Raw genomic sequence first — 21449 nt, 5'->3', positions numbered from 1 at the left:
CAGTTATCCGACTCTGCTCTCTTTTTTGAATTTCATGATAGACCAGACAACCAATAGCAGCAGAACGGCCAGACATACGCTGATGCTGACCCGGTTCTGACCGTCAATAAGAAACAGGACCGCGATCACTGACAGGCAGAGGGCAGTTACCCCGGTTATGTAGGGGAACCCCCATACCTTAAAGCTGGGCTGCTTCGGATAAGCTTTGCGCAGTTTCAGCTGCGAGAAACAAATGCAGATCCATACCAGCACAACGACGAATCCTGGGACCGCCATCAAAACCCGGAACAGCTGGTCTTGCGCGATCAGTCCAAGCAAGGAACCTGCTAATAGTATGATCGCGCAGAGTTTCAGCGTATTAAGCGGTATGCCTTTGTTCGTGGTTTTAGCCAGACTCTTGGGCGCCTCTCCGGCGGCTGCCATGGAATAAATCATGCGCGTCGCGCCATAGATGCCGGAATTGGCTGCCGACAGCACGGCCGTCACGAGAATAAAATTCATGATGTGGGCCGTACCCTGAAGCCCGGTAGCCGACAGCACTTGAACAAAAGGACTCGCCTCTCCGCCGAGCTGGTTCCACGGAATCAATCCGCATATAATCAGAATCGGCAGCGTGAAGAACAAAATCACCCGTAAAATAAAATTGCGCACGACTTTCGGCAGGATTTTGTCCGCATGCTCGGTTTCGGTCAATGTGAGTCCGATCAGCTCGGAGCCGCCGTACGAAAAGGTAACGACCAGTAATGCGGAAAAGATGGCGAACCATCCGTTTGGCAGGAACCCGCCGTGCGCTGTGAAATTGTGAAGGTACGGGGGATCGGAGCTCGGAATCACTCCGAACATTAGTAAGCTCCCGAGCACGATAAAGATAATAATCATGGCGATTTTGATGCCAGCTAGCCAGAACTCCACTTCGCCAAAGCTTCCGACGCTCATCATATTGATGAGAATAATGAGCGCTGCGCTTGCCAGGCTCAGCATCCACAGAGGTACGTCGGGAAACCAGTACTGCAGAAAGCTGCCTGCCGCAATCACTTCGATCACGCAAACCGACAGCCACATAAAACAATACATCCAGCCCATGACAAAGGATACCCGCTCTCCGAACGCTTGCCGAACAAAGTCCTTCATGTTTCGACCCGGATATACCGTAGCCATCTCCGTCATGGCACCCATCACGACCAACAGCAGCAGTCCCGCAAAGATATAAGAGAAAATCACGCCAGGTCCGGCGAGACCGATTGTCTCGGCGCTTCCCTTAAATATGCCGGTGCCGATGACGCCGCCCATAGCCATAAAGCTGATATGCCTTGGCCTCAATTTCTTCTGTAGTGAATCTCCATCTTGTATTGCCATATGCATATCCTCCTGATGACGATCGTATAAACCCAATGATTAGTATAACCTTTTCGGTAAAGGAAGCAAAAAGAAATTATTAGTTTACATAATATTTATTACGGAAACTATTCATTCTCTGAATCCAATTCATGGATTTTGGAGACCAGGTCTTCCGAATTGGTGCGGAACGTTTGGTTCGAATCGGTCCAGGCCGATTTCAGGAAATAGGATGCATGAAACCGCCATCCTTGATGATCCGGATTAAAATCCAATTGAATCTCGCGCCCCGGCCTTCCCCGATACACGCTCGAACCGGGTTTGCGCCAGCTGCCGATCTGGGTGATCCTGTCCGGATTCTGGCCCGTGATATATGTAAACCGGTTATTGTAGGGGATATCCTTCAAATAGAATTTGGGACACCCCACGGCAAACACCTGAACTTCCTGCAATCCAAACTTCTCTTTCATATATAATCCTGTCCGGTAGGCAACTACGCCTCCAGCACTGTGCCCGATCAGGATCAGGCGGTCGCAGCCTGCGGCATGGTCGCGGAGGATCTCCGCAGCGTTGATTATTCTAAGGGAGCGCTCAAGCGCCAGATCATAGCCGACTTGAGTAAGCTGCCGGGCCAACAGACGGAATAAAGCGGCCCCCTCCCTGCCGTTGGCCATCCCGTAAGGAAAGATCATTACAATTTTGGCATTTGGGTATCTTCGGGCTATCTCGCTGGCTGCGTCTTCAAAGTTATTCCGATAGGTCAGAACACCGGCAAAAAAACAAACGACCGTACTGCAATCCAGGGAACAGGTACTATGGGGGGATACAAATGCTTCTGTCATGTTTCTAAAAGCCCCTCCTAGATCGTTTCAAAATTCCTTGTACAATATAATAAACCCTCATGATACAATGCATCCGTATCTGCATTGTATCATGAGGGTCCTGCTTTCTTTCAATCGGTTCGTCTTATTTTTTGGCAGCCAACCATTGGGATAGTACATTAATTTCGTCTTCCGTCAGCTTGCCTTGGAATGCCGGCATTCCATTGCGCCCATTCGTGATTATGCCCGCAATTTGGCTGGCATCGTATTTGGATCCTACGTTTTGCAGGCTGGGAAAGCTTCCGCCTCCGCCTAAGTCGGTAGCATGGCAAGCCATGCAGTTGGCATTGTACAGGGACATGGCTTCATCGTTGGTGGCATCCCCGCCGGTTGCTCCTTCCGGAGCTTGTCCGCCGTTTTCTGCAGGAGCTGGAGCAGGCTCGGATGTATTATTGCCGCCGCATGCTACCGCTGCAAAAGCAAATGTTGTCAATAGCAGTACAAACAGTAACCCTTTTTTGAACATTTCTGAAACTGCCTCCTTTTGTATACTGCAAGCTATACTAACAGCCCGCCTTTTTTGCTGTATTCCACAATTCCCTCCGCTGTGCGATAAGCAAGAGCTCCGACCGTCCCGGTCGGATTATAGCCGCTATTATGCGGGAAAGCGGATGCGCCTACCACAAACAAATTTTCCATATCCCACATTTGCATGTAGTTGTTGACGGCCGAATTGCCAGGGTTCTCTCCCATAATCACCCCGCCGGTGTTATGAGTCGATTGATATGTCGTAATTTCGTAAGGTCCCAGTTCCTTCAATTTCATAATGTTCTGGCCTCCCATCTCCTGCACGATCTCCGCGCAGCGATCGGAAAGATACCTGGCCAACTGGCGGTCCTGCTCTTCGAAATCAAACGTGATTCGAATCAACGGGTCTCCGAATGCGTCCTTATAGGTGGGATCCAAATCCAGATAGTGATGCCGGAAAGGCATTGATGAGCCCTGAGATCCTACGGACAGCACGCTGTTTGCATACTTCAAGGAATTCGCCTTAAACTCTTTTCCCCAACGCGGTGATTCCTCCGGAACCGGATTGTTTTGAATGGGTCTTTGTCCGGTTATGGTATGGGCAATGTTCCCCCCATGAATGAACTTCAAGTCCGAGTGATCAAAATTGTCGCCGTTAAAATCGTCCAGACCCATACCTAGGCTTCCCGCACCGGCAAACAGATTGAATTTATCCTCAAAAAATCCGGCGGCATTCCCCTTGATCACCTGATAGGCATAGTTTTTGCCAATCACGCCCGTCCCGCTGGACGAGTCGTATGGTTTGCCGATTTTAGAGAGGAGCATCAAACGGGTATTGTTAAATACGTATCCCGTGGATACTACGATATCCGCCGGTTGTTCGATTTCCTCTCCGGTCGTGAGGTCCGTGTACATGACGCCCGTTGCCTTACCGCCCGTATGCAGAATTCTTCGAACATAAGAATGGGTTCGGATTTCGAACTTTCCGGTTTTTTTCGCAACAGGAATTACGGTAACGACAGGATCCGCTTTCGCTCCGTATTCGCAGCCAAACCGCTCGCAGTATCCGCAATACTGGCATGCGGCTCGTGATATGCCATCCGGATTCGTGTAGCTTTCCGACAGATTGGCAGAAGGAACCGTATACGGATTGAGTTTCAGGTTTTTCGCAGCATCCGCAAACATCTTCATGGATGGCGTGTGGAGCATGGGCGGTGTAGGGTACGGATTCGAACGTTTCCCTGCCAAGGGGTTTTCCTCGCCGGAGATGCCGGTGGTCTTCTCGAACTTATCAAAATACGGCTCGAGTTGATCGTAGGTGATGCCCCAGTCCTGGATCGTCATTTCCGGCGGTATTTTATCTTTCCCATAACGTTCTTCCGTCATGCTCCGGATTTTAAAATCGTAGGGCAGGAAACGGAACGTTTGCCCGTTCCAGTGCACGCCGGCTCCTCCCAGCCCCTCCCCTAACAGAAACGATCCGTACTGCCTCATCGGAAGTGCACGTATTTTTTCGGTGCTGCGAAATGTAATCGTTTCTTTGGAAAGGTCCTGCATTAAATCGTACCGAAGCGCGTAACGGAGCTCATCGTGAGCCATGTAGTAGTCTTCCGTTACCCTTTCTTTACCTCTTTCCAAACCGACGACGGATAAACCCTTCTTGGTCAATTCCGAGGCGATAATCCCGCCAGCCCAGCCGACGCCGATAATGACAACATCCGTTTTCGGTAATTTTTTGGCCATTTGTGTACTCCTTTCGCTATGGATGAGCTGTTATAGGTGGTCCTTTAAACTCTTCGGCGGGATGACGGTGAAATTCTTCTCAATAATATTCGTGTAAGCCATTTGGTTACCCGGATATTGGCGCATCGTCCAGCCCTGCATATTTTTATTGCCGCCGTATAGGGGATCGCTGTAAACCCCTTCCAATGTGCTGCTGCGAAGCAGGTTGAAGAACCCGCTGGCCGAGATCGTTGTCAATTTCACCTCGTCGTTCTGAAAGGCAGTTAACACGGCATCCTGTTCCTCCGGCGCCAGGCTCGGGAAGTCTTTTTGATACTTTTTCTGACTGTAGTTCTGAATCTCGCGGAGACCGATATAGAATATCTCTCGCCGTCTTAATCGGCCTTGATAGCCTTGCGTTTTCTCTCCAACATAGAAAGGGGGCTGCATATAATCTCTTGCATTGAAGCCCCAATCACCGGCCAGCTGGTGGTCGATGAAAAATGCAGCGCCCAGCTCTTTGGCTCCAGGACCATTGTCATCCGCAGGAAAAATGCGCTCTACGGCTGCCTCCGTGATCCTGTATTGTTCCTGGTTAAAGAACATTAACGCTTGGTTGTAGTTGTTTTCATTCTGCGCAGGCGCCGGTGCTGCAGGCGGAGTTTTCTGCTTCGGCAGAAGATATCCGAGTACACCGCCCAGCACGACACCTCCCACGGCATAACCGGAGTTTCTCAGGAACTTCCGCCGTGACATCGTCTGCGAGCCGTCAGGCTTCGCTGGTTTGGTTTGTTGTTGGTCTTGTTCGCTCAAACTTTCAGCACCCCTACTCTTCATCATTTTGAATAATGGGTATTGTCCCCATCAAAATTTCATTCATACATTATTCTCCATCCGGGCATGATAAAATTACTACCGATATGGAGGCGAATGCTCATGAAACCATTTTGGAGCAGGTGGAAAGGTCCCCTCTTGGGATCCGTACTGCTTCTTTCATTAACAGCCTGCTTGAATCAAACAGACAATCAACAAAACGCGCAGTCCACCCAGCCAGGTAATGCCGACACCGTTCACCTGCACAGTGCCGATGTGATTCCGAGCTATCATGGGCCGAAAACCGAAACAACCAACGTCCAAGGCAAAACCACAAGCGGTATGGGCATGTCCGTGTACAGCATGATCGGTTCATCCAGCCTGCATGAAGGCGGCGTCTCTTCCCATGTACAGTCAAGACTCGCAGGTCAAGGCATTGACGGAGTGAAGGCTTTTGTCCTGAATGACACGATTGTCCTGGCACGCGCAGAATCACAGGTTTCTTCCAACCACTATGACAGCATGCAGAAGAAGGTGTTAAGTCAGACGGAAGGAATGTCGGGCAAAGGTGAGCCGAACGAAGGTGTAATGGGAGTCAAGGCCGCGGGCAACGATAATATGTCGCAAGCCAAAGAGCAAGTGAAGAAGATGTTTAATGAAGAAGTGCAAATTCTAACGGTGACCAATCCGCAAGCCCCTGCGCTGATAGACCGCATTGCCACGAAGCTGCATGATTCACCGCGCGACGAGTCGATAGCCAGGGATATTTCGGAGCTGCTTCGGATGGCTTCGGATAAAAAATAGCTAAAGGAGTTGATCATATGCCACTAGGAAACATCGGCGTGACAGGATTGATTCTCATCTTGTTGATCGCCTTGATTATTTTCGGCCCTTCGAAGCTGCCTGAACTAGGACGGGCCTTCGGCCGAACGCTCAGCGAATTCAAGAACTCCACACGGGAACTGGTTTCAGCTGAAGATATCCAAGACGGGGATAAATTGAAATGACCGAGCAGGGACAGGAGCAGGAGCTGCATCTATTAGAGCACTTAACGGAGCTCCGCAAGCGGATCCTCATCACATTGGGCACCTTCTTGGTGGCCCTTTGTGCCGCTTTTCTATATGTGGAACCGCTGTACGAAATGCTGACTCGCGACGTTGAAGGGCAGCTCCAAGTGCTGGGACCGACGGATGTGATATGGGTATACTTCATGATTGCCGGCGTGATCGCCCTTGCGGTGACGATGCCGGTAGCCGGTTTTCAAGTATGGCGATTTGTCGTTCCCGGTCTGAGCACCGTGGAACGCCGGGCTTCCTTGGCGTACATCCCCGCAATCGGGGGGCTCTTCCTCGCAGGTCTGGCCTTTGGCTACTTTATCGTATACCCTATGGTCCTGTCCTTCCTGGATTCGCTTTCGAATCATTTCATTACGGCCTATACCGCCGAAAAATACTTCCGCTTCATGATCAATATGACCGTACCGTTCGGCGTTCTGTTCGAAATGCCGGTTGTCATCATGTTCTTAACGTCGATCGGCATTCTGAATCCGCTGCGCTTATCGAAAATGCGGAAAATTGCCTATTTGCTGCTGACGATTGCAGCTGTCACCATAACGCCGCCGGATTTTGTGTCGGATATTCTCGTCATCGTGCCGCTGTTCCTCTTATATGAGATCAGCATCGGACTGTCTCGCATGGTGTACCACAAAAGGCTGAACAAGCTGGAGCTGATAAGCGAGTGAACAACCCTTCATTACTGCAAAACAGCAAAAAGCTTGGAGATCTCATATTGGGATCCCAAGCTTTTGTTGTTTGAAGCCAACATTGTTATTTCGTGAACGTTAGAAAATGGTCGGAACCATTCCCCCATCCATACGAATGGGAGAGCCTCTAAACGCGGAAGCATAAGGACTGCATAAAAATGTTGCCAATCTGCCAATCTCAATAGGCCTAATGAATCGTTGAATTTCAGATTGTGGCAGGTTTGCAGCCATGAATGCCTTCTCTTTTTCCGAAAAGGTCATATCTTCATTCGCGTATATACCCTCGATAATATGCTGCACGTTCTCGGAGAGAGTCGGTCCCGGCATGATCGTATTGACGGTAACTTCAGTTCCTCTCGTTAATTTGGACAAGCTTTTGGCCAAGGATAACAGCATGGATTTTGTCATGCAGTACTGCGGCATTTGTCCGGAAGGCATCACGGCTTCTTCACTCGCCATAAAGATAATGCGGCCAAAATCATTCTTCAGCATGCCAGGCAAATAAAATTTGGTTAATCCGTTTGCAGCAAGCACGTTGGTGCGGAAGTATGTCTCCCATACTTCATCGTCAACGTCCTCGTACGACATAATTTCGTATATCCCCATATTGTTAACCAGAATATCAACATGAGGGTATTTTTCGAATAGAGCCTCTCGTTGACCGATATCCACCAAATCGGCGGTTGCCTTTTGCGGAGAGGTATTCGGAAATTTCGATTTTATTTCATGTACGGTTCGTTCAACCTCTTCATCATTTCGTCCGTTAATGAGAACATGGACTCCCTCTCTGGCAAGTTCAATGGCAATCGCCTTGCCTATTCCTTTTGTAGAGCCTGTAACCAACGCTGTTTTATTGTTTAATTCCATATCCATAATATAAACATTTCTCCTTTGTAATTTGGATCATGATTATATTACCTTGTATGGATAGACGGGTAACTAGCCTATGGCGCCAAAGTTCTTGCTTCTTGCGCCACACTTGGAATCTTTGGAATCTGGTTGGAAATCTTCATTCCTGAAGATTCGGAAATTCAGGCCGAACTGCTGCCATCGAGCGGGTATCCATATTGGCAGCGCGCCAATTCGAAGGGGTATCGCCTTCCCACATGCGGAACGCGCGGTAGAATGAGTTCTGGTCTGCATAACCAATCATAAACGCCACTTCTTTAATATCGATAGAAGGGTCTGCCAAATACTCGATCGCCTGCTCATGTCTGGCTTGTGTCAACAGCTGCTTGTAGCTCGTGTTTTCATCTGTCAGCTTGCGCTGCAGGGTACGGTCGCTCATTCCCATTTCTTTCGCGACAACGTGAATGTCGGGGCGCCCTCCGATGAGGCAGCGTTTCAAGAACCATTTGACCATATCGGAAACGGAACGACTGTTCCGCCGTTCATCAAGCGATCGGTCCAGGGCGGGAGTCAGAATCTCCAGCAGTTCTTCATTGTAAGAGATAAAGGGACGGTCCAGATCTTGTCGAAGCAGCGAGAGCCGATTGCGTGCTGCGCCGAACCGGATTCGGCAGCCAAAAAAAGCTTCAAGAGTCTCTACATCGCCCATAGGCTCGGAAAATTCCACGAGTCTTGCCCTCAACGGTTGACCTGTCCCCCGGCGTCCGAGCTCAAGCAGATATGCCAGCGTGATTCCGACCAGCATCGGCGGACCGGTCTGCAGGCTGTTCCCCCACTCCAGATCAATCGTGCAGAGCTCGCCCTCCTCGGTGATATGCAAACCTTCAGGCGGGCAAAGCTGTTTGTACCGGGACATTCGATATAAAGCCTCGCGATAGTCACGAGCGTGGTAAGTCGCTAAGACGGTAGGCGGGTACTTCGCCGTTTCAAAGACGGTTGCAAGCTCGACGATGCCTCTGGCCAGATCACCCACGAGATCGGAATACGCCTGCCAAATCGCGAAGTATTGGGCGGTGGTGACTTCCGCTCCAGTGATGATCGCAAGCGGCAAGCTCGCTTTGCGGGCCACGTCGTCAGCGGCAATCCCCAATTGTCTTAATCCTGTCCAAAATCCCGGAGGGAGTTTAATCCGGTCGGACACATGAGACTTCATATCTAAAGAACTCCTATTCATCATCGGATAGCCAAGTCACTTTGCTGGACGGTCTTTAACCACTCCCTGGCCAACAACTGGTGTCCCGCTGCCGTAGGATGAACACCGTCCCATAACCAGTATTCCGCCGTAACGTTTTGGGCTGCTTGGTTGAATACTTCCTGCAAAGGAACAAAAAGCGTGTGATATTCCTCTGCCAGCTGCCGAACGATTGAACCGTATTCATCGATCTTGCTGCGCCATTGACCCCATCCATTCGTGGTAGCCGCTGTTTGCAAAACAAAAGGCTCGCACAGCACCAGGCCGGTTTCCGGGAGAACTTCCCTTGTTTCGCTCAGCAGCTGGCGATAGATTCGTTCGAAACGGTCTGTTGCTCCTTCGGGCTGACCTTGAATGATACGGCCTGCATCGTTCACACCTGCCAGAATACTGATGAGATCAGGCTTCAAGCTAAAGGCATCTTCGTTCCATCTTGCATACAGATCCGATACGCGATTGCCGCTGACCCCGCGATTTATAAATAGCGGCTGGCTTTGGGCGAATTCCAATCCGAGCTGCGCTGCTATGAGATAGACGTAGCCATGTCCCAAAATATGATTAGGGTCCTGGTTTCTTCCCCAATTGCCGTCGGTTATCGAATCACCCTGAAATAATATGGTTTTTCTCTGATTCTCCATAGTCGCTATCTCCAATCTTAAATAATGAGATTGTTTAGCTATTGTACCTAATTTCCCTCTACCTTGACCAGTGTATCGAAAGCTGGTTCCTAGATTTAACAACTGAGATTGAATTTTTATACATTATTGTTAGTTTTTTGAATAACTCACTAAAGAGAGCCCCAAGAGGTTTCGCTACTCGACATCTGATTAAGAAGAACCCTCGAATTATAAAAGCAAATAAAGAAGTCGCCGATTCTGGCGACTTCTTTCGTAATATGATATAGGGATACAGGAATGACTATGGCAGCTGCCGAAATTCTTCCTCCAGAATCGACATTACAATCATGTCATGGAATGTTCCGTCCCAATATAGGTAGTCTCGCAGGGTACCTTCCCGTACGAAACCAAGCTTCTCGTAGACATGGATGGCCCGGGGATTAAACGCATATACGCCTAACTCGATACGGTGCAGACGTAAACTTTCGAACCCATAACGCAGCATAAGCTTCAAGGCCTCCGTGCCGTATCCTTTATTGCTGTGCCGACCGGAGATCGATATGCGGATATTGCCGCTGCGATTGTTGAGGTCGATTTCGTTCAGGACCACTTCTCCGATTAATTCGTCCGATTGCTTCTCCGCAATCATCATATCCAGGCGATCCTCATGGGCGTAGCCGATGTTATGAATCCAAGCCGCAATCGAATCCTTGGTGAACGTCTGCTGTGTTCCCGTTAATCGGTTAGACTCCGCATCCTGCAATAATTCGAAGTATACATCAAATTCATCTTCCCTTACGGGACGGAGCACAATGCGGTCCCCTTCTATCCGTGTTTCAAGCCTTTTTTTCATTACCCTAAGCCTCCAAGTTTTTTTCCACTTATTCGAGAGATCCAAGCTAACTATAAAGTACCATGGATTCGCCGATCTGTGCAGACGATAAAACACTTATAGTTAAACTAACCTGCCTCGCAAATTCACTAAAGCGATGAGATCGGACGGGTTAACGGTTTCCGAGAAGTGAGACGATAGCCGGTTCGATCTCGAGCGGTTCGCCCAAAGAATATTAAACCAGAATTAGGGAACTTTAGATCGTATGAATCTTGTCAAAGTGAGCTGATCCCGTGGCCTTTTTTAAACGAACAAAGCAACCCCCATCGAATACGGCCCTGCTTCATCATAACGAGCAAACGAAGCAAACCGCCGAAGCCTCTCGTCTATCCGACTGCTTGGATCAGAATTTACATAGAATCCGGGAACAAACCGGCCACAGCCGGGATATCATCATTCGCACCCTAAGTCATATGTTTGGAAGCGATCATACCCTAGCCGTTATTTATATCGATGGATTGGTTGATACGCTCACCATCAATCACTCGATCATGCAATCCTTAACCTCAAAGGATTACGACGAAGAGCTGCATACCTCTGACCCTGCAGAAATCTTGTCCATTATCAAAAATCGATTCTTATCCATTGGCAGCATTAGCGATTTGGAGCATATGGAGCCATTGATCTCCGCCATCCTTGAAGGCAATACTGTCATTCTCATCGACGGATCCTCTCATGGCGTTATCGCCAGCTCTATTGGAGGAGAAGAACGCGGAGTAGAAGAGCCCCAATCTCAGACCGTCGTTCGCGGCCCGAAGGAAGGTTTCACCGAAAATATCCGCACGAATACCGCCTTGATCCGTCGGAAGATTAAAAGCCCAAACCTCTGGATCGTGGATCGTAAGATTGGCCGCGTCACCCAAACGGATGTTTCCGTTATGTATTTGAATGGCATCGCCAATGATAAGATCGTACAGGAAATATTGAATCGTTTAGACCAGATCGATACCGACAGCATCCTGGAGAGCGGGTATATCGAAGAGTTTATACAAGATACAACGTTCACCCCCTTTCCTACCATCACCAATACGGAGCGACCCGATGCTATCGCCGGTGCGATCCTGGAAGGGAAAATCGCCATTTTGGTTGATGGGACACCGTTTGCGCTGATTGCTCCCATCACCATATTCAAATTGTTTCAATCGAGCGAAGACTACTACCAAAAGTTCGATATCGCCACTTTTTTGCGCCTGTTGCGCATCATTTCCTTTGTGGTGTCGATGCTTCTTCCTTCGCTTTATATTGCCATCTCCACATTCCATCAAGAAATGCTGCCAACGACCCTGCTAATCAGCCTTGCAGCACAGCGGGAAGGCATCCCTTTTCCCGCCGTTGTGGAGGCCTTGGCCATGGAAATTACGTTCGAAGTATTAAGGGAAGCCGGTGTGCGCATGCCCAGGGCGATGGGTTCTGCGATATCCATCGTAGGCGCATTAGTACTGGGTCAAGCTGCTGTACAGGCAGGTTTAGTGTCTGCTGCCATGGTGATCATCGTTGCATTTACCGCCATCGCGAGCTTTGTTGCGCCTTCCGTGAGCATAGCCAACTCCGCCAGACTGCTCCGATTCGGTTTTATGATATTGGCGGCAACTTTAGGGCTCTTTGGGATTATGGCAGGATTACTTGCCATGCTGATCCACCTAGCCGGCTTGCGATCATTCGGTTTGCCGTATCTTACGCCGTTCGCTCCATTTATCCCGTTAGACCAAAAAGACGTGCTGGTGCGAGTTCCATGGTGGGCCATGGTGACAAGACCCACCTTAATCAATCGTAAAAACGCGAAACGGCAAAAAATGAACCAGCGTCCATCACCTTCCGATGGTAACAAATAGTATACAAATGGTATAAGTCGGAGGTGAAGAACAGATGAACCGGAAGCTTAAACTCCTGATTCTCATGATGACCGCCTCGTTGCTTCTCAACGGTTGCTGGGACAGTAAAGAGTTAAACTCGCTTAGCATTGTCTCGGCGACGTCCATAGACCGCAGCGAAGACGAATGGATCATCTCCTTCCAAGTCGTCATTCCGCAGTCCATCGCCACCCAGACCGGTGGTGGATCGGGGGGAAGTCAATCTCCGATCACCATCTTCTCCACCAGGGGCAAGACCATTCGCGAAGCCATGCAGAATGCGAATTTAGAAGCGCCGCGCGCGTTGTTTTTCGCCCATAACTCCATATTGATTATTAATGAACAAGTCGTTCGGAACGCAGGCGTACAACAAATCCTTGATTTTTTCCTCCGTCCCATGGAAAGCCGGGAAACCATGTCGGTTCTGCTGACCAAGGACAAAGCCTCCAATCTGTTGGAAGTGCTTATTCCTTTGGAGAAAATATCGGGCAATGCGATTCAACGGGTCATTACGCAAGGGCAAGAAAATCTGTCCCAGGTGAAAAATATTAAATTGATCGATTTTGCATCCATGGTCGCCAATCCGTACCAAAGCGCCATGGCACCCGAGTTGAGAGTGTCCGGCAATCAAGAGGAGCAATCCACCTTGGATGCCTTAAAGTCGACCCGCAATCAAGCGGTACTCAAACTTGGGGATTTGGGCGTATTTCGCGGAGACAGGCTGGTCGGATGGATGAAGCGAAGAGAAAGCAGAGGCGTCGCTTGGCTTTCGAACAGCGTCAAAAACCTGATCATTGTTACCCCATGCAGCGATCAAGACGCAACCCGATTATCGAGTTACCGCGTCACTCATTCCTCGACCCGGGTAGATCCCAAAATGGTCAACGGTTCGGTCAACATGATGGTCCATATTCAAACCAAGGGGGCTCTTGATGAAACCAGCTGTACGATGGATTTGACGAAACCGGAAGTCATTTCGAAACTCGAGGAAGCTTTAGCCGAGCAGATCAAGGAAGAAGTCTTGGCTACATGGAAAACGATGAAGGATTTGAATGTGGATGTGGTTGGTTTTTTGGATATGATTCACAGAAGATATCCGGCAGCCAGCAAACGCCTTTCAAAGTTGGAGCAGCCGCTTCAGGAGCTGGAACTAGACCTGAATATTGAAGTCAACGTGGAGCACACGAATATGATCAATAAACCCTTCTCGAATCTGATTGAACCCAATAAATAGACCGCAATCGATACCTACAACAAGGAGGTCCCCAATGGAGAAGATCGGTAAATACCAAATCATAGCCATGACCATCTTGTTTATGATCGGCAGCACCCCTTTGTATGAGCTGGGGATTGAAGCTAAACAAGATGCTTGGCTGGTCGTGCTGGTTGCCATGCTCGCGGGATTGCTGCTGTTGTGCGTCTACCTCTATATCCAGAACAAAAATTCGGAGCATGCACTTCCCCAAATTCTAAATCGGCATTTCGGGAAATATTTGGGCTCCCTTATTACTGCAGCCTATATCGTTTATTTTGCGTATGAATCCATGCGAAATACCCGCGAGTTCGCGGACATCATCAATATCTCCTTTCTCCCCAGCACACCGCTGTTCATCCTGATTCTCTTGATGGTCTTGCTGTCCGGTTATGCCGTTTGGAAAGGCATTGAGGTATTCTTTCGCGTCACGGAATTTCTGCTTCCTTTTACGATGATCGGATATATCTTGATCGTCCTTATGTTCATCGGTTCGAAGATCATTCACCTTGACCGCCTTATGCCCATGCTTGAAAACGGAATCCAGCCGGTGCTGCAAGCAGCTTTACCGGAGGTGATCAGTTTTCCGTTCGGTCAAATCGTGGTCTTTCTCATGTTTTGGAGTCATCTCGATGACAAGAAAACGCTGTCCAAGACATCTTTGTCTTCCTACATATTCGTGGGCATCTTTTTAATGATATTCAACATTTTAAACCTTGCGATATTGGATCCCTCCATAACGAGCATATCTACTTTTCCGCTGCTTCGGTCTGTTCGTCTCATCGAAATCGCCGATTTTTTGGAGCGTTTGGACCCGTTGATCATCTTGCTGATCTATATCGGCATTTTCGTAAAAATGACCGCATTCTACCTCGGTGCCGTACTCGGTCTCTCCAGCCTGATCAAAATCAGCCATAAAAAAACCACCATGATCGTGGGTGCTTTCATTTTTACCATATCGTTCACTTCGCCGAACTTTATTTATCATATCTGGATCGGGTTCGCTCAAAATTTGAAATACCACTTTCCCATCTTTCAGATCGGACTGCCATTGCTTCTTGCTTTGATTATATTAATCAAAGGAGGCCGTTCATCCAAATCCGGCTGATCGGTGGATTGAGTCAATATGGATGTTCATCATAAAAAAGCCGCGATTGTTCGCGGCTGTTTAAGCGTGTCACTTAGAGGAATAAGACTCACAACCATCCATAGCCTTTTGTTCGGAGACTGTGGCAGGTAACCATCCTTCCAGCATTGCTCCTCCCTTCGGATGGTTGCTGACGGTTATTTCACCTCCGTGCCGCCTTATGATTCTTTGTGTAATCGTCAGCCCTAAACCGCTCCCTCCAGTTGATCGGCTTCGAGACGCTTCCCCACGGTACAAGGGTTCAAAAACGCGCTCCAGGTCTTCCGAGGAGAAGCCCGGTCCGGTATCTCGTATCGTAAACCTGATCCGGTTGCCGTCCTTACAGCATTGCACAGCAATTTCACCATCCAGAGGTGTATGTCTGACGGCATTGTCCATGAGATTATTCATAGCGCGCTCCAATAAATGCGTATCGCCGCTTAGTAGATAATCGCCCATGAATTGTGCGGTAAAGGCAATATGCTTGTCAGCCGCAAGCGGCCGCAGGCTGTCCATCGAATTCTGGATAACATCTCTCAAATCAACGAGGCTGCGGCTAAGTTCCGCCTCCAAATATTCCATCCTCGTAAATGTGAAAAGATCCTCCACAAGACGATCCAACTGCACCGATTTTTCCTTGCATACCGCTACGTATTTGGCGACCATTTGCGGGGATTGAGCGATTCCTTGTTCCAAGCCATCCAAATAACCCCGCAACGCAAACAACGGCGTCCGCAAATCATGCGCAACGGCAGCAATCACGAATCGGCGTTCCTGTTCCAATTCGGCTTGTTTTTGATAGGATTTCTCAAGCCCCTTCACCATCACTTCGAATCCATCGCGTACTTCGGCGATTTCGGTGACCCTGGATGAGGGCAACCGCGCCTTCCAATCGCCTGTCGCGATTTGTCTGGCTGCATTCCCCATCTTCTCAAGCGGTTTGAGCACGAACCGTCTCATTCCCATTCCGACAATCAAGATAGCAAGCAGCAGTCCTGCAAAAGCCGACATGACCTGTTTTTCATTGGTTCTTGGCAAATACAGAGTTACCCTACCCAGCAATTGACCATCCTTGATGACGGAGAATCGTTCCGTTGACAACGACGTACCGCTGCGTTCCGGATTAGACCGATACAGCTCCCGCTCTTCCGCGGATTGAATAAGAACATCCATTTTCGCTTCATGGAGCGCCGTTTTCAATTGATTTTGCCAAGCCGGTTCCGTCCATTGGCCGGAGCCTGCTTCAATGAAGTGTATCATTTCCGATAAACTACTTTGCATCGTCTCATTTTGCAGACGCCCTTTTTCGAAGCTGAGCGTCTTGGTCTCCATAAAATGGGCAGTGACAAAAAAGATCCACGGTAACAGAAGGATAAAGAAAAAGCAAAGCATGGTAAAGGTTCGAATGCGCAGCTTCTTCATGTCAACGACCCTCAAAGCGATAGCCTACTCCCCACACGTTAACGAGGAATTGCGGCTGGTTCGGATCGGCTTCGATTTTCTCGCGCAGCCGGCTGAGATGGACGCGGATCGTATGCCTGTCGCCCACCCCGTCCCAAAATTTCGCAAGCAGCTGGTCATAGGTGAAAACATGTCTAGGATGCTCGGCGAATACTCGCAGCAGTTCGAACTCCTTCGGCGTGAGCACGACGTTATTGCCATCCACGACCACTTCCCTTGTGGACAAATTCAACCGGAGGCGGCCGTAATCCAACACCCGCTCCTCCATTGGCCGCCGGGTCGCGGAGCGCCGCAGTACGGCTTTCACGCGGGCAACGATCTCCGCGGGAGAAGCCGTTTTGACGATATAATCGTCGCCGCCGAGCGTCAGCCCCCGGATTTTGTCCACGTCGTCGCTGCGGGCACTCAAAAAGAGAATCGGAACAGGACTTTCCGCCCGAATCCGGCGGCACAGCTCAAATCCATTTTGTCCCGGCATCATGATGTCCAGAACCATGCACTGAATGGGATGCTGTTGGAATATGGCCCACGCCTCCTCCGCATCACAAGCAGTCTTCACGTGAAAGCTGTCATTCTCAAGAAAGTCCCTTAATAGTTCGACGATGCTTTGGTCATCGTCTACAACGAGTATCGTATTGTCTCCGCTCATGCAAATCCCACCTTTGCCATCTAGTTTATCATTTTTTTTGCAGGAACTGACGAGAGCCCATGAATTGTGATGGTTTGTTTATACTTTTGTGACCTTTTTACGACTTCGTTTGAGATATTCGCTTGTTATGCTTCTATTTGCGAACACGGACGGGCTTCATTCGGAGGTCGTCCGGGCAATCCATGTTAAAGGGAGGTTATCTTATGGGATTGGAAAACGACGGGTTTTCGTTTTTTCCTTTCGGCGTTTTGTTTTGTCTCACGCTTTTTAGTATAGCAGCTGTTCGGATCTACGCGATTCGCCATCGCTACAAAGACGACAGTCTGCAGGACAGGGACATCGCATTGATTCTGAAGAGCCGATTGGCAAAGGGTGAGCTGGACGAGAAGGAATATCGCATGCTGAAAGAGCTTGTAACCCAATAAAGACGGGAGGATTTATATTGCTAACTGTACAAATCGTGTTATTTGATGGTTTCGACCTGCTGGATGCCATTGCGCCTTACGAGGTTTTTTGCGCGGCAGCGTTGTATGCAGAACATGAGTTAAGCGTGGAATTGGTCACGGCTGAAGGGTCAAGGGCTGTGGCTAGCGGCGTTAACGGATTAAAAATTGAAGCGAGCGGCCGACTGAATCCGGAATGCGCGGGCATCATTCTCGTACCGGGAGCGTCGGGCGAGGTCGACGGTGATGGCCCCGATTCGATCCCAGCTATTTTGGGCCGGGCAATGAATACCGAATTGACCGGTATGATCGGGCAGGCGCTCGACCGGCAGGACATCGTAGTCGCTACCGTATGCGGCGGCTCTCTGCTGCTTGCCATGGGCGGACTATTGGAAGGGAGATCCGCGGTAACGCATCACCTCGGCATGGACTTGCTTGGTGCAACCGGGGCAGTCCCGATTAAGGCACGGGTCGTGGACGACGGCAGCCTCGTTACCGGGGGCGGTGTCACATCCGGGCTTGATGTGGCACTGTACTTGGTTGAACGGGAACTCGGACCGCGCATCGCGCACGCGGTAGAGCAGTTATTCGAGTACGAGCGAAGAGGGACGGTTTGGAAGGGGATCGGCCTGGCACCAAGCACGCAGAAATCTTTGCCGGACGATAACGAACCGAACGCAGCAGCGAACCATGGGATGTTGACTAACCCAGCCTCGGGTTACCAACTCACGCAGGCTTCTATGTTCGAAGGGGATTGGGATACGATCATCGCTACGCCTGTCGGAAAAATGGAAGTCAGGCTTTCCATATCGGCAAGGAACGACATCATCGAAGGTACGGCAACGCAAGGAGATGAAACCATCCAATTCAGGAGCCCGGTGCTCCAGAACGGCAAGCTGGCCTGGTCGCTTCCCATCACGAAGCCCATGCGCCTGAACCTGAAATTCGAAGTTACCGCGGACGGAGATGTTATGACCGGATCCGCCAAGGCCGGCATGCTGCCGGCATCCAAATTAACCGGAACACGGGTTTCTTAAGATTCGGAGGTTGTGGAACTGCATGAAAAAACGGAAATCATTATACCGGCTGCTGGCCTGTGTCAGCCTTGTATTTATTCTATACGCCCTGGTCAAAAACTATTGGATCGATCCCGGTGCTGCTGGTTTTTTAAGCCGTAAAACCGGGCTGAAGCGGGAGCTGAATCTTCCGGTCTGGTTGAATGTCATGTACGTTCATGTTGGATTTGCATGTCTGGCCATGGCGTCGGGCTTGATCAACTTTTCCAATCGTATGTTTGAAAAAAGCCGCAGGTTCCATCGTTTCAACGGCTACGTCTACCTCGTGTCCGTACTGCTGGTTGTCCTCACCTCCGGATATATGGCGCCTTACGCCACCGGCGGAAAAATCAGCAGCATGGGATTCAACGCGCTCAATCTGATCTGGCTGTTTGTCACCATGACGGCGCTCATCCAAATCAAGAGGAAACGAATCGACCGGCACCGGAACTGGATGATTCGGAGTTACGCCTTCTGCTTCACGAACCTGTTGATTCATCTTATCACTTCTCTTGTTCATCAGGGTTTCGGCATGGTTTACGCCACAAGCTACACCATTGGCCTTTACGGCTCTATTGCGCTGCTGATCGTTATTCCTGAAATCATCATCAGAACGAAACGAACCGAAAAAAACGAACTCATTCCTTGATTGGAATGGTTCGTTTTATTTTCGAATTCGATCGATGCGTTCATATTTCTTTTACCATAGCTCGCTCATCATTTTTGGGTTTTTATTGGGATAGATACCGTTTGATCATAGGTTTTAATGTAACGGTATCCATCCAGCAGCAGGAATTCCGGCCTATTCGTTGTGTCAAATGAATATGTCTGCTCCCATAGGATATTGCCGTTTTTCAAATCCCAAGGACGTGATCTGGATATGGACGATACAGGAACCTTCTTCCCGCCCGTTTGTACGGATAATTGATCCTTCTCCAAGATGGTAAATTGTTTTCTGGCTATCACGATGTCATAACCGGCATCGGTTTTCGTGACGCTTCGTATCCATAACTTTTCATTGCCAACCTGAATCGATTGATCAGACGGTGACGCAAGGGAGATGGGTTCTGCTACTTTCTGATATCCATCGAAGGTTTTAAGAACGATTTCAATCGTCTCTATTTGATCCGTAGGAAGGACGTCGTATTCCAGTTCAAATCCTGGGATGCCCTTTTCGGCGTATCGATCCGACCGCATTCCCCAAAATTTCACTTCCGTGCCATTGACATAAAGCTTGGTTTTGCCAGGAAATCTGGGAAATCCCTCGTCCTCAAATTCGTAATGACCCTTCACGATGGTAGAAGTTGGTGAAGCCGTAATCGAGTCATAGTGGACAGTCCCCTGATCAACCGAAACGGATTTTGAAATATCCTCCTTAATCATACTCTTCATCGCTTTGTTCGCTTCAAACTTGAAGGAGACCGGATAAGCTGACCTCTCCCCGTTATCCAGCCACTCACTGAAGGTAACGGTTAATGTTCTGGAAAATGGGCTGACCGGCTCGAATTTATACACGCCCTCGTACCGAGTCTCGTCTTTGCTATAATTGCCGCTTCCTTCTTTCGGACGGGAATCCGTCATGAAGCCTTGTATTCCGCCAACGTTGTAACGAAAAGAACCATTGTCGGAAAGCACGCTGCCGGCGGGTCGATCGATACTGTAATACATAAGAAATGCGTTATCGTCCGCGATGACTCCATTAATGGTTATGACCGTACCGTCATCCAGCGTTTTGCTTTTGCCGACCGTTTGTCCATACCCTTGCTCCGTAACTTCAGCAAAGCTAAGTGAGTTCAGCTCGATTTTATCCAGCAGCTTTACGCCATAGTAAGCAAACGCAGGATATTGATAGGTACCGACAATCAGGAGCAGTGCCGCGGCTATGGATGCGGCCCATGTAAAAGCTCGATTCCGGTCCTTTTTCTTGGCGGGAACTAGCTCAAGCGCATGCCGCAGTCGCCCTTCAAGTTCTGGCGGGGCCTGTACGGAATTCAGGGTCTGCTGATGCTCCTGCAGCTTCTCCTCGATCGTTCTCATGGCGATCACCTCCGATCATGACTTTCAGTTTCAGTATGCCTTGCGAAATTCTTGATTTGATCGTGCCGATCGGTGCACCGGTCATATCCGCTATGGTCTGATACGGCAAATCATGCACGTAGCGGAGCTCAATCGCTTCTCGCTGCCTTGGATTCAGATGAGATAGCAGCACCTGCATATCCATCTCTGACTCCGCATAGCGATAGGGATTATCGTCGGTTAAAGTATTAAAAGCAGTTTCCTGATCGTCTCCCAGCGGAAGAAATCGTTCCTTTTTTCGGAGTAGTGTTTTGCAGCGGTTCACTAGAATCGTTTTGCTCCAGCTATAAAAGGCTTCGTTCTTTTGCAACTGATCCAGCTTTTCATACAGCGTAACGATCATGTCTTCCATGGCATCCATCGCGTCATGCTCATTTCCCATGTAGCTGTAGGCTAGACGATAATAAGCGTCCTGATCGGCTATGATCAGCTGTAATAGAGCTTCCTTATTTCCTCGTTTGGCTTGTTTCACAAGACGGCTTACTCGCATATTCTCCCCCTCTCTCATGTATAAGAGCTAGAAGCAATGATAAAAGTTCATACCGCACAAAAAAACTCCACACCATACACAGGGTAAACGTTTGCCTATCCCTGTGCGGGTGCGGAGACCAATGATTCCAAAACAGAAACTAACCAAGGTCGAAGCTTAATGGAGCTTTGACGTATTCTGTTTTTGCGTTATTTTCAGTTTCTCCGGGGTAACGTCCTCGCCATTTGGGTCCACAACTTTCAGCGTAGACATGGTCGAGAGAACCTGCCCTCGGATGGCTTGCAAATATTCCTGACGAAGCTGCTGCTGCTCAGTGTATTCTTCTTGGCTCAGACCTTCGCTCTTCTGCTTGCGGCTCAGTTCATTAATTCTATGCAATGAAGGTATGGTCATGGTTATCTTTCATCCTTCCGTATAACAAGTTGTAACAGACAGTTTACTGTAAATAACCTGCGG

Annotated in this window: 23 protein-coding genes; 9 read left to right on the top strand and 14 right to left on the bottom strand. The window is 49.2% G+C overall.

Going from position 1 to position 21449, the window contains the following annotated elements; translation table 11 throughout:
• Positions 1 to 3 precede the first annotated feature (3 nt).
• From MHH82_RS14980 to MHH82_RS14960, 5 genes are all read right to left on the bottom strand, one after another.
• Positions 4 to 1356 (bottom strand): amino acid permease, encoded by a 1353-nt coding sequence (locus MHH82_RS14980; RefSeq protein ID WP_340966490.1) that lies wholly within the window; start codon positions 1354 to 1356, stop codon positions 4 to 6.
• Positions 1357 to 1463: 107 nt separating this feature from the next.
• Positions 1464 to 2177 carry an alpha/beta hydrolase gene (locus tag MHH82_RS14975; protein WP_340966489.1) on the bottom strand — a complete coding sequence of 238 codons (714 nt, stop codon included), beginning with the start codon at positions 2175 to 2177 and terminating at the stop codon, positions 1464 to 1466.
• A gap of 124 nt (positions 2178 to 2301) precedes the next feature.
• On the bottom strand, positions 2302 to 2682 hold the full coding sequence (locus tag MHH82_RS14970) for a c-type cytochrome (protein WP_009590251.1): 381 nt from the start codon (positions 2680 to 2682) through the stop codon (positions 2302 to 2304).
• A gap of 32 nt (positions 2683 to 2714) precedes the next feature.
• A complete protein-coding gene (locus MHH82_RS14965; RefSeq protein ID WP_340966488.1) occupies positions 2715 to 4427 on the bottom strand; it encodes a GMC family oxidoreductase in 1713 nt (570 codons plus the stop codon).
• 30 nt (positions 4428 to 4457) lie between these two features.
• Positions 4458 to 5219, bottom strand: a complete 762-nt coding sequence (locus MHH82_RS14960) for a gluconate 2-dehydrogenase subunit 3 family protein (protein ID WP_009590268.1) — start codon at positions 5217 to 5219, stop codon at positions 4458 to 4460.
• A 123-nt stretch (positions 5220 to 5342) separates the two neighbouring features.
• Here MHH82_RS14960 and MHH82_RS14955 point away from each other — a divergent pair, with 123 nt between their 5' ends.
• From MHH82_RS14955 to tatC, 3 genes are read left to right on the top strand one after another with little or no spacing between them, the layout of a single operon-like run.
• Positions 5343 to 6023 (top strand): hypothetical protein, encoded by a 681-nt coding sequence (locus tag MHH82_RS14955; protein WP_015735145.1) that lies wholly within the window; start codon positions 5343 to 5345, stop codon positions 6021 to 6023.
• Positions 6024 to 6040: 17 nt separating this feature from the next.
• A complete protein-coding gene (gene tatA / locus MHH82_RS14950; protein ID WP_015735144.1) occupies positions 6041 to 6226 on the top strand; it encodes a twin-arginine translocase TatA/TatE family subunit in 186 nt (61 codons plus the stop codon).
• On the top strand, positions 6223 to 6960 hold the full coding sequence (gene tatC, locus MHH82_RS14945; RefSeq protein ID WP_009590273.1) for a twin-arginine translocase subunit TatC: 738 nt from the start codon (positions 6223 to 6225) through the stop codon (positions 6958 to 6960). The genes tatA and tatC overlap by 4 nt, the downstream gene beginning before the upstream one ends.
• Positions 6961 to 7059: 99 nt before the next feature.
• On the opposite strand, the gene MHH82_RS14940 is transcribed toward tatC, so the two are convergent.
• The 4 genes from MHH82_RS14940 to MHH82_RS14925 all read right to left on the bottom strand — a co-directional run bounded on the left by MHH82_RS14940 (position 7060) and on the right by MHH82_RS14925 (position 10552).
• The gene (locus tag MHH82_RS14940; protein WP_251495485.1) at positions 7060 to 7854 is read right to left on the bottom strand and encodes an SDR family NAD(P)-dependent oxidoreductase; all 795 of its coding nucleotides are present in this window, start codon (positions 7852 to 7854) and stop codon (positions 7060 to 7062) included.
• Between the two features lie 136 nt (positions 7855 to 7990).
• Entirely contained in the window at positions 7991 to 9043 is a 1053-nt protein-coding gene (locus tag MHH82_RS14935) for a helix-turn-helix domain-containing protein (protein WP_340966484.1), read from the bottom strand.
• A gap of 20 nt (positions 9044 to 9063) precedes the next feature.
• On the bottom strand, positions 9064 to 9720 hold the full coding sequence (locus MHH82_RS14930) for an SGNH/GDSL hydrolase family protein (protein WP_340966483.1): 657 nt from the start codon (positions 9718 to 9720) through the stop codon (positions 9064 to 9066).
• Between the two features lie 280 nt (positions 9721 to 10000).
• Positions 10001 to 10552, bottom strand: a complete 552-nt coding sequence (locus MHH82_RS14925) for a GNAT family N-acetyltransferase (RefSeq protein ID WP_251495479.1) — start codon at positions 10550 to 10552, stop codon at positions 10001 to 10003.
• A 272-nt stretch (positions 10553 to 10824) separates the two neighbouring features.
• Between MHH82_RS14925 and MHH82_RS14920 the strand changes: the two genes are divergently transcribed.
• The 3 genes from MHH82_RS14920 to MHH82_RS14910 are packed head-to-tail and all read left to right on the top strand — an operon-like array spanning position 10825 to position 14801.
• The gene (locus MHH82_RS14920) at positions 10825 to 12423 is read left to right on the top strand and encodes a spore germination protein (protein ID WP_340966481.1); all 1599 of its coding nucleotides are present in this window, start codon (positions 10825 to 10827) and stop codon (positions 12421 to 12423) included.
• Positions 12424 to 12457: 34 nt separating this feature from the next.
• A complete protein-coding gene (locus MHH82_RS14915) occupies positions 12458 to 13675 on the top strand; it encodes a Ger(x)C family spore germination protein (RefSeq protein WP_251495473.1) in 1218 nt (405 codons plus the stop codon).
• Positions 13676 to 13709: 34 nt separating this feature from the next.
• Positions 13710 to 14801, top strand: coding sequence for a GerAB/ArcD/ProY family transporter (locus tag MHH82_RS14910; protein ID WP_015735136.1), 1092 nt, complete (start codon positions 13710 to 13712; stop codon positions 14799 to 14801).
• A 69-nt stretch (positions 14802 to 14870) separates the two neighbouring features.
• Here the strand turns inward: MHH82_RS14910 and MHH82_RS14905 are convergent, their stop codons facing one another.
• Both MHH82_RS14905 and MHH82_RS14900 read right to left on the bottom strand, forming a co-directional pair.
• Positions 14871 to 16241: a sensor histidine kinase gene (locus tag MHH82_RS14905; protein ID WP_340966477.1), complete on the bottom strand. Its 1371-nt coding sequence runs from the start codon at positions 16239 to 16241 to the stop codon at positions 14871 to 14873.
• A 1-nt stretch (position 16242) separates the two neighbouring features.
• Positions 16243 to 16929, bottom strand: coding sequence for a response regulator transcription factor (locus MHH82_RS14900; RefSeq protein ID WP_015735134.1), 687 nt, complete (start codon positions 16927 to 16929; stop codon positions 16243 to 16245).
• Positions 16930 to 17132: 203 nt separating this feature from the next.
• On the opposite strand from MHH82_RS14900, the gene MHH82_RS14895 reads away from it, so the two are divergent.
• The 3 genes from MHH82_RS14895 to MHH82_RS14885 are packed head-to-tail and all read left to right on the top strand — an operon-like array spanning position 17133 to position 19076.
• Positions 17133 to 17354 (top strand): hypothetical protein, encoded by a 222-nt coding sequence (locus tag MHH82_RS14895; protein ID WP_036663142.1) that lies wholly within the window; start codon positions 17133 to 17135, stop codon positions 17352 to 17354.
• Between the two features lie 17 nt (positions 17355 to 17371).
• Positions 17372 to 18409, top strand: a complete 1038-nt coding sequence (locus MHH82_RS14890; protein WP_340966474.1) for a DJ-1/PfpI family protein — start codon at positions 17372 to 17374, stop codon at positions 18407 to 18409.
• 22 nt (positions 18410 to 18431) lie between these two features.
• Positions 18432 to 19076, top strand: coding sequence for a DUF2306 domain-containing protein (locus MHH82_RS14885; RefSeq protein WP_036663149.1), 645 nt, complete (start codon positions 18432 to 18434; stop codon positions 19074 to 19076).
• Between the two features lie 68 nt (positions 19077 to 19144).
• On the opposite strand, the gene MHH82_RS14880 is transcribed toward MHH82_RS14885, so the two are convergent.
• From MHH82_RS14880 to MHH82_RS14870, 3 genes are all read right to left on the bottom strand, one after another.
• Positions 19145 to 20464, bottom strand: a complete 1320-nt coding sequence (locus tag MHH82_RS14880) for a DUF4179 domain-containing protein (RefSeq protein ID WP_340966472.1) — start codon at positions 20462 to 20464, stop codon at positions 19145 to 19147.
• Entirely contained in the window at positions 20391 to 20993 is a 603-nt protein-coding gene (locus MHH82_RS14875) for a sigma-70 family RNA polymerase sigma factor (RefSeq protein ID WP_036663152.1), read from the bottom strand. The genes MHH82_RS14880 and MHH82_RS14875 overlap by 74 nt, the downstream gene beginning before the upstream one ends.
• A gap of 156 nt (positions 20994 to 21149) precedes the next feature.
• Positions 21150 to 21386, bottom strand: coding sequence for a DUF896 domain-containing protein (locus MHH82_RS14870; RefSeq protein WP_015735128.1), 237 nt, complete (start codon positions 21384 to 21386; stop codon positions 21150 to 21152).
• Positions 21387 to 21449 lie beyond the last annotated feature (63 nt).

The organism is Bacillus sp. FSL K6-6540, from assembly GCF_038007545.1.
Note: the sequence above shows the minus strand (reverse complement) of the source record. Positions and strands in the feature narration are given on the sequence as shown.

Coding starts and splice junctions, on each gene's coding strand:
- MHH82_RS14980 (WP_340966490.1), bottom strand. CDS start 1,356: ATGGCAATACAAGATGGAGATTCACTACAGAAGAAATTGAGGCCAAGG.
- MHH82_RS14975 (WP_340966489.1), bottom strand. CDS start 2,177: ATGACAGAAGCATTTGTATCCCCCCATAGTACCTGTTCCCTGGATTGC.
- MHH82_RS14970 (WP_009590251.1), bottom strand. CDS start 2,682: ATGTTCAAAAAAGGGTTACTGTTTGTACTGCTATTGACAACATTTGCT.
- MHH82_RS14965 (WP_340966488.1), bottom strand. CDS start 4,427: ATGGCCAAAAAATTACCGAAAACGGATGTTGTCATTATCGGCGTCGGC.
- MHH82_RS14955 (WP_015735145.1), top strand. CDS start 5,343: ATGAAACCATTTTGGAGCAGGTGGAAAGGTCCCCTCTTGGGATCCGTA.
- tatA (WP_015735144.1), top strand. CDS start 6,041: ATGCCACTAGGAAACATCGGCGTGACAGGATTGATTCTCATCTTGTTG.
- tatC (WP_009590273.1), top strand. CDS start 6,223: ATGACCGAGCAGGGACAGGAGCAGGAGCTGCATCTATTAGAGCACTTA.
- MHH82_RS14940 (WP_251495485.1), bottom strand. CDS start 7,854: ATGGATATGGAATTAAACAATAAAACAGCGTTGGTTACAGGCTCTACA.
- MHH82_RS14935 (WP_340966484.1), bottom strand. CDS start 9,043: ATGAAGTCTCATGTGTCCGACCGGATTAAACTCCCTCCGGGATTTTGG.
- MHH82_RS14930 (WP_340966483.1), bottom strand. CDS start 9,720: ATGGAGAATCAGAGAAAAACCATATTATTTCAGGGTGATTCGATAACC.
- MHH82_RS14925 (WP_251495479.1), bottom strand. CDS start 10,552: ATGAAAAAAAGGCTTGAAACACGGATAGAAGGGGACCGCATTGTGCTC.
- MHH82_RS14915 (WP_251495473.1), top strand. CDS start 12,458: ATGAACCGGAAGCTTAAACTCCTGATTCTCATGATGACCGCCTCGTTG.
- MHH82_RS14910 (WP_015735136.1), top strand. CDS start 13,710: ATGGAGAAGATCGGTAAATACCAAATCATAGCCATGACCATCTTGTTT.
- MHH82_RS14905 (WP_340966477.1), bottom strand. CDS start 16,241: ATGAAGAAGCTGCGCATTCGAACCTTTACCATGCTTTGCTTTTTCTTT.
- MHH82_RS14900 (WP_015735134.1), bottom strand. CDS start 16,929: ATGAGCGGAGACAATACGATACTCGTTGTAGACGATGACCAAAGCATC.
- MHH82_RS14895 (WP_036663142.1), top strand. CDS start 17,133: ATGGGATTGGAAAACGACGGGTTTTCGTTTTTTCCTTTCGGCGTTTTG.
- MHH82_RS14885 (WP_036663149.1), top strand. CDS start 18,432: ATGAAAAAACGGAAATCATTATACCGGCTGCTGGCCTGTGTCAGCCTT.
- MHH82_RS14880 (WP_340966472.1), bottom strand. CDS start 20,464: ATGAGAACGATCGAGGAGAAGCTGCAGGAGCATCAGCAGACCCTGAAT.
- MHH82_RS14875 (WP_036663152.1), bottom strand. CDS start 20,993: ATGCGAGTAAGCCGTCTTGTGAAACAAGCCAAACGAGGAAATAAGGAA.
- MHH82_RS14870 (WP_015735128.1), bottom strand. CDS start 21,386: ATGACCATACCTTCATTGCATAGAATTAATGAACTGAGCCGCAAGCAG.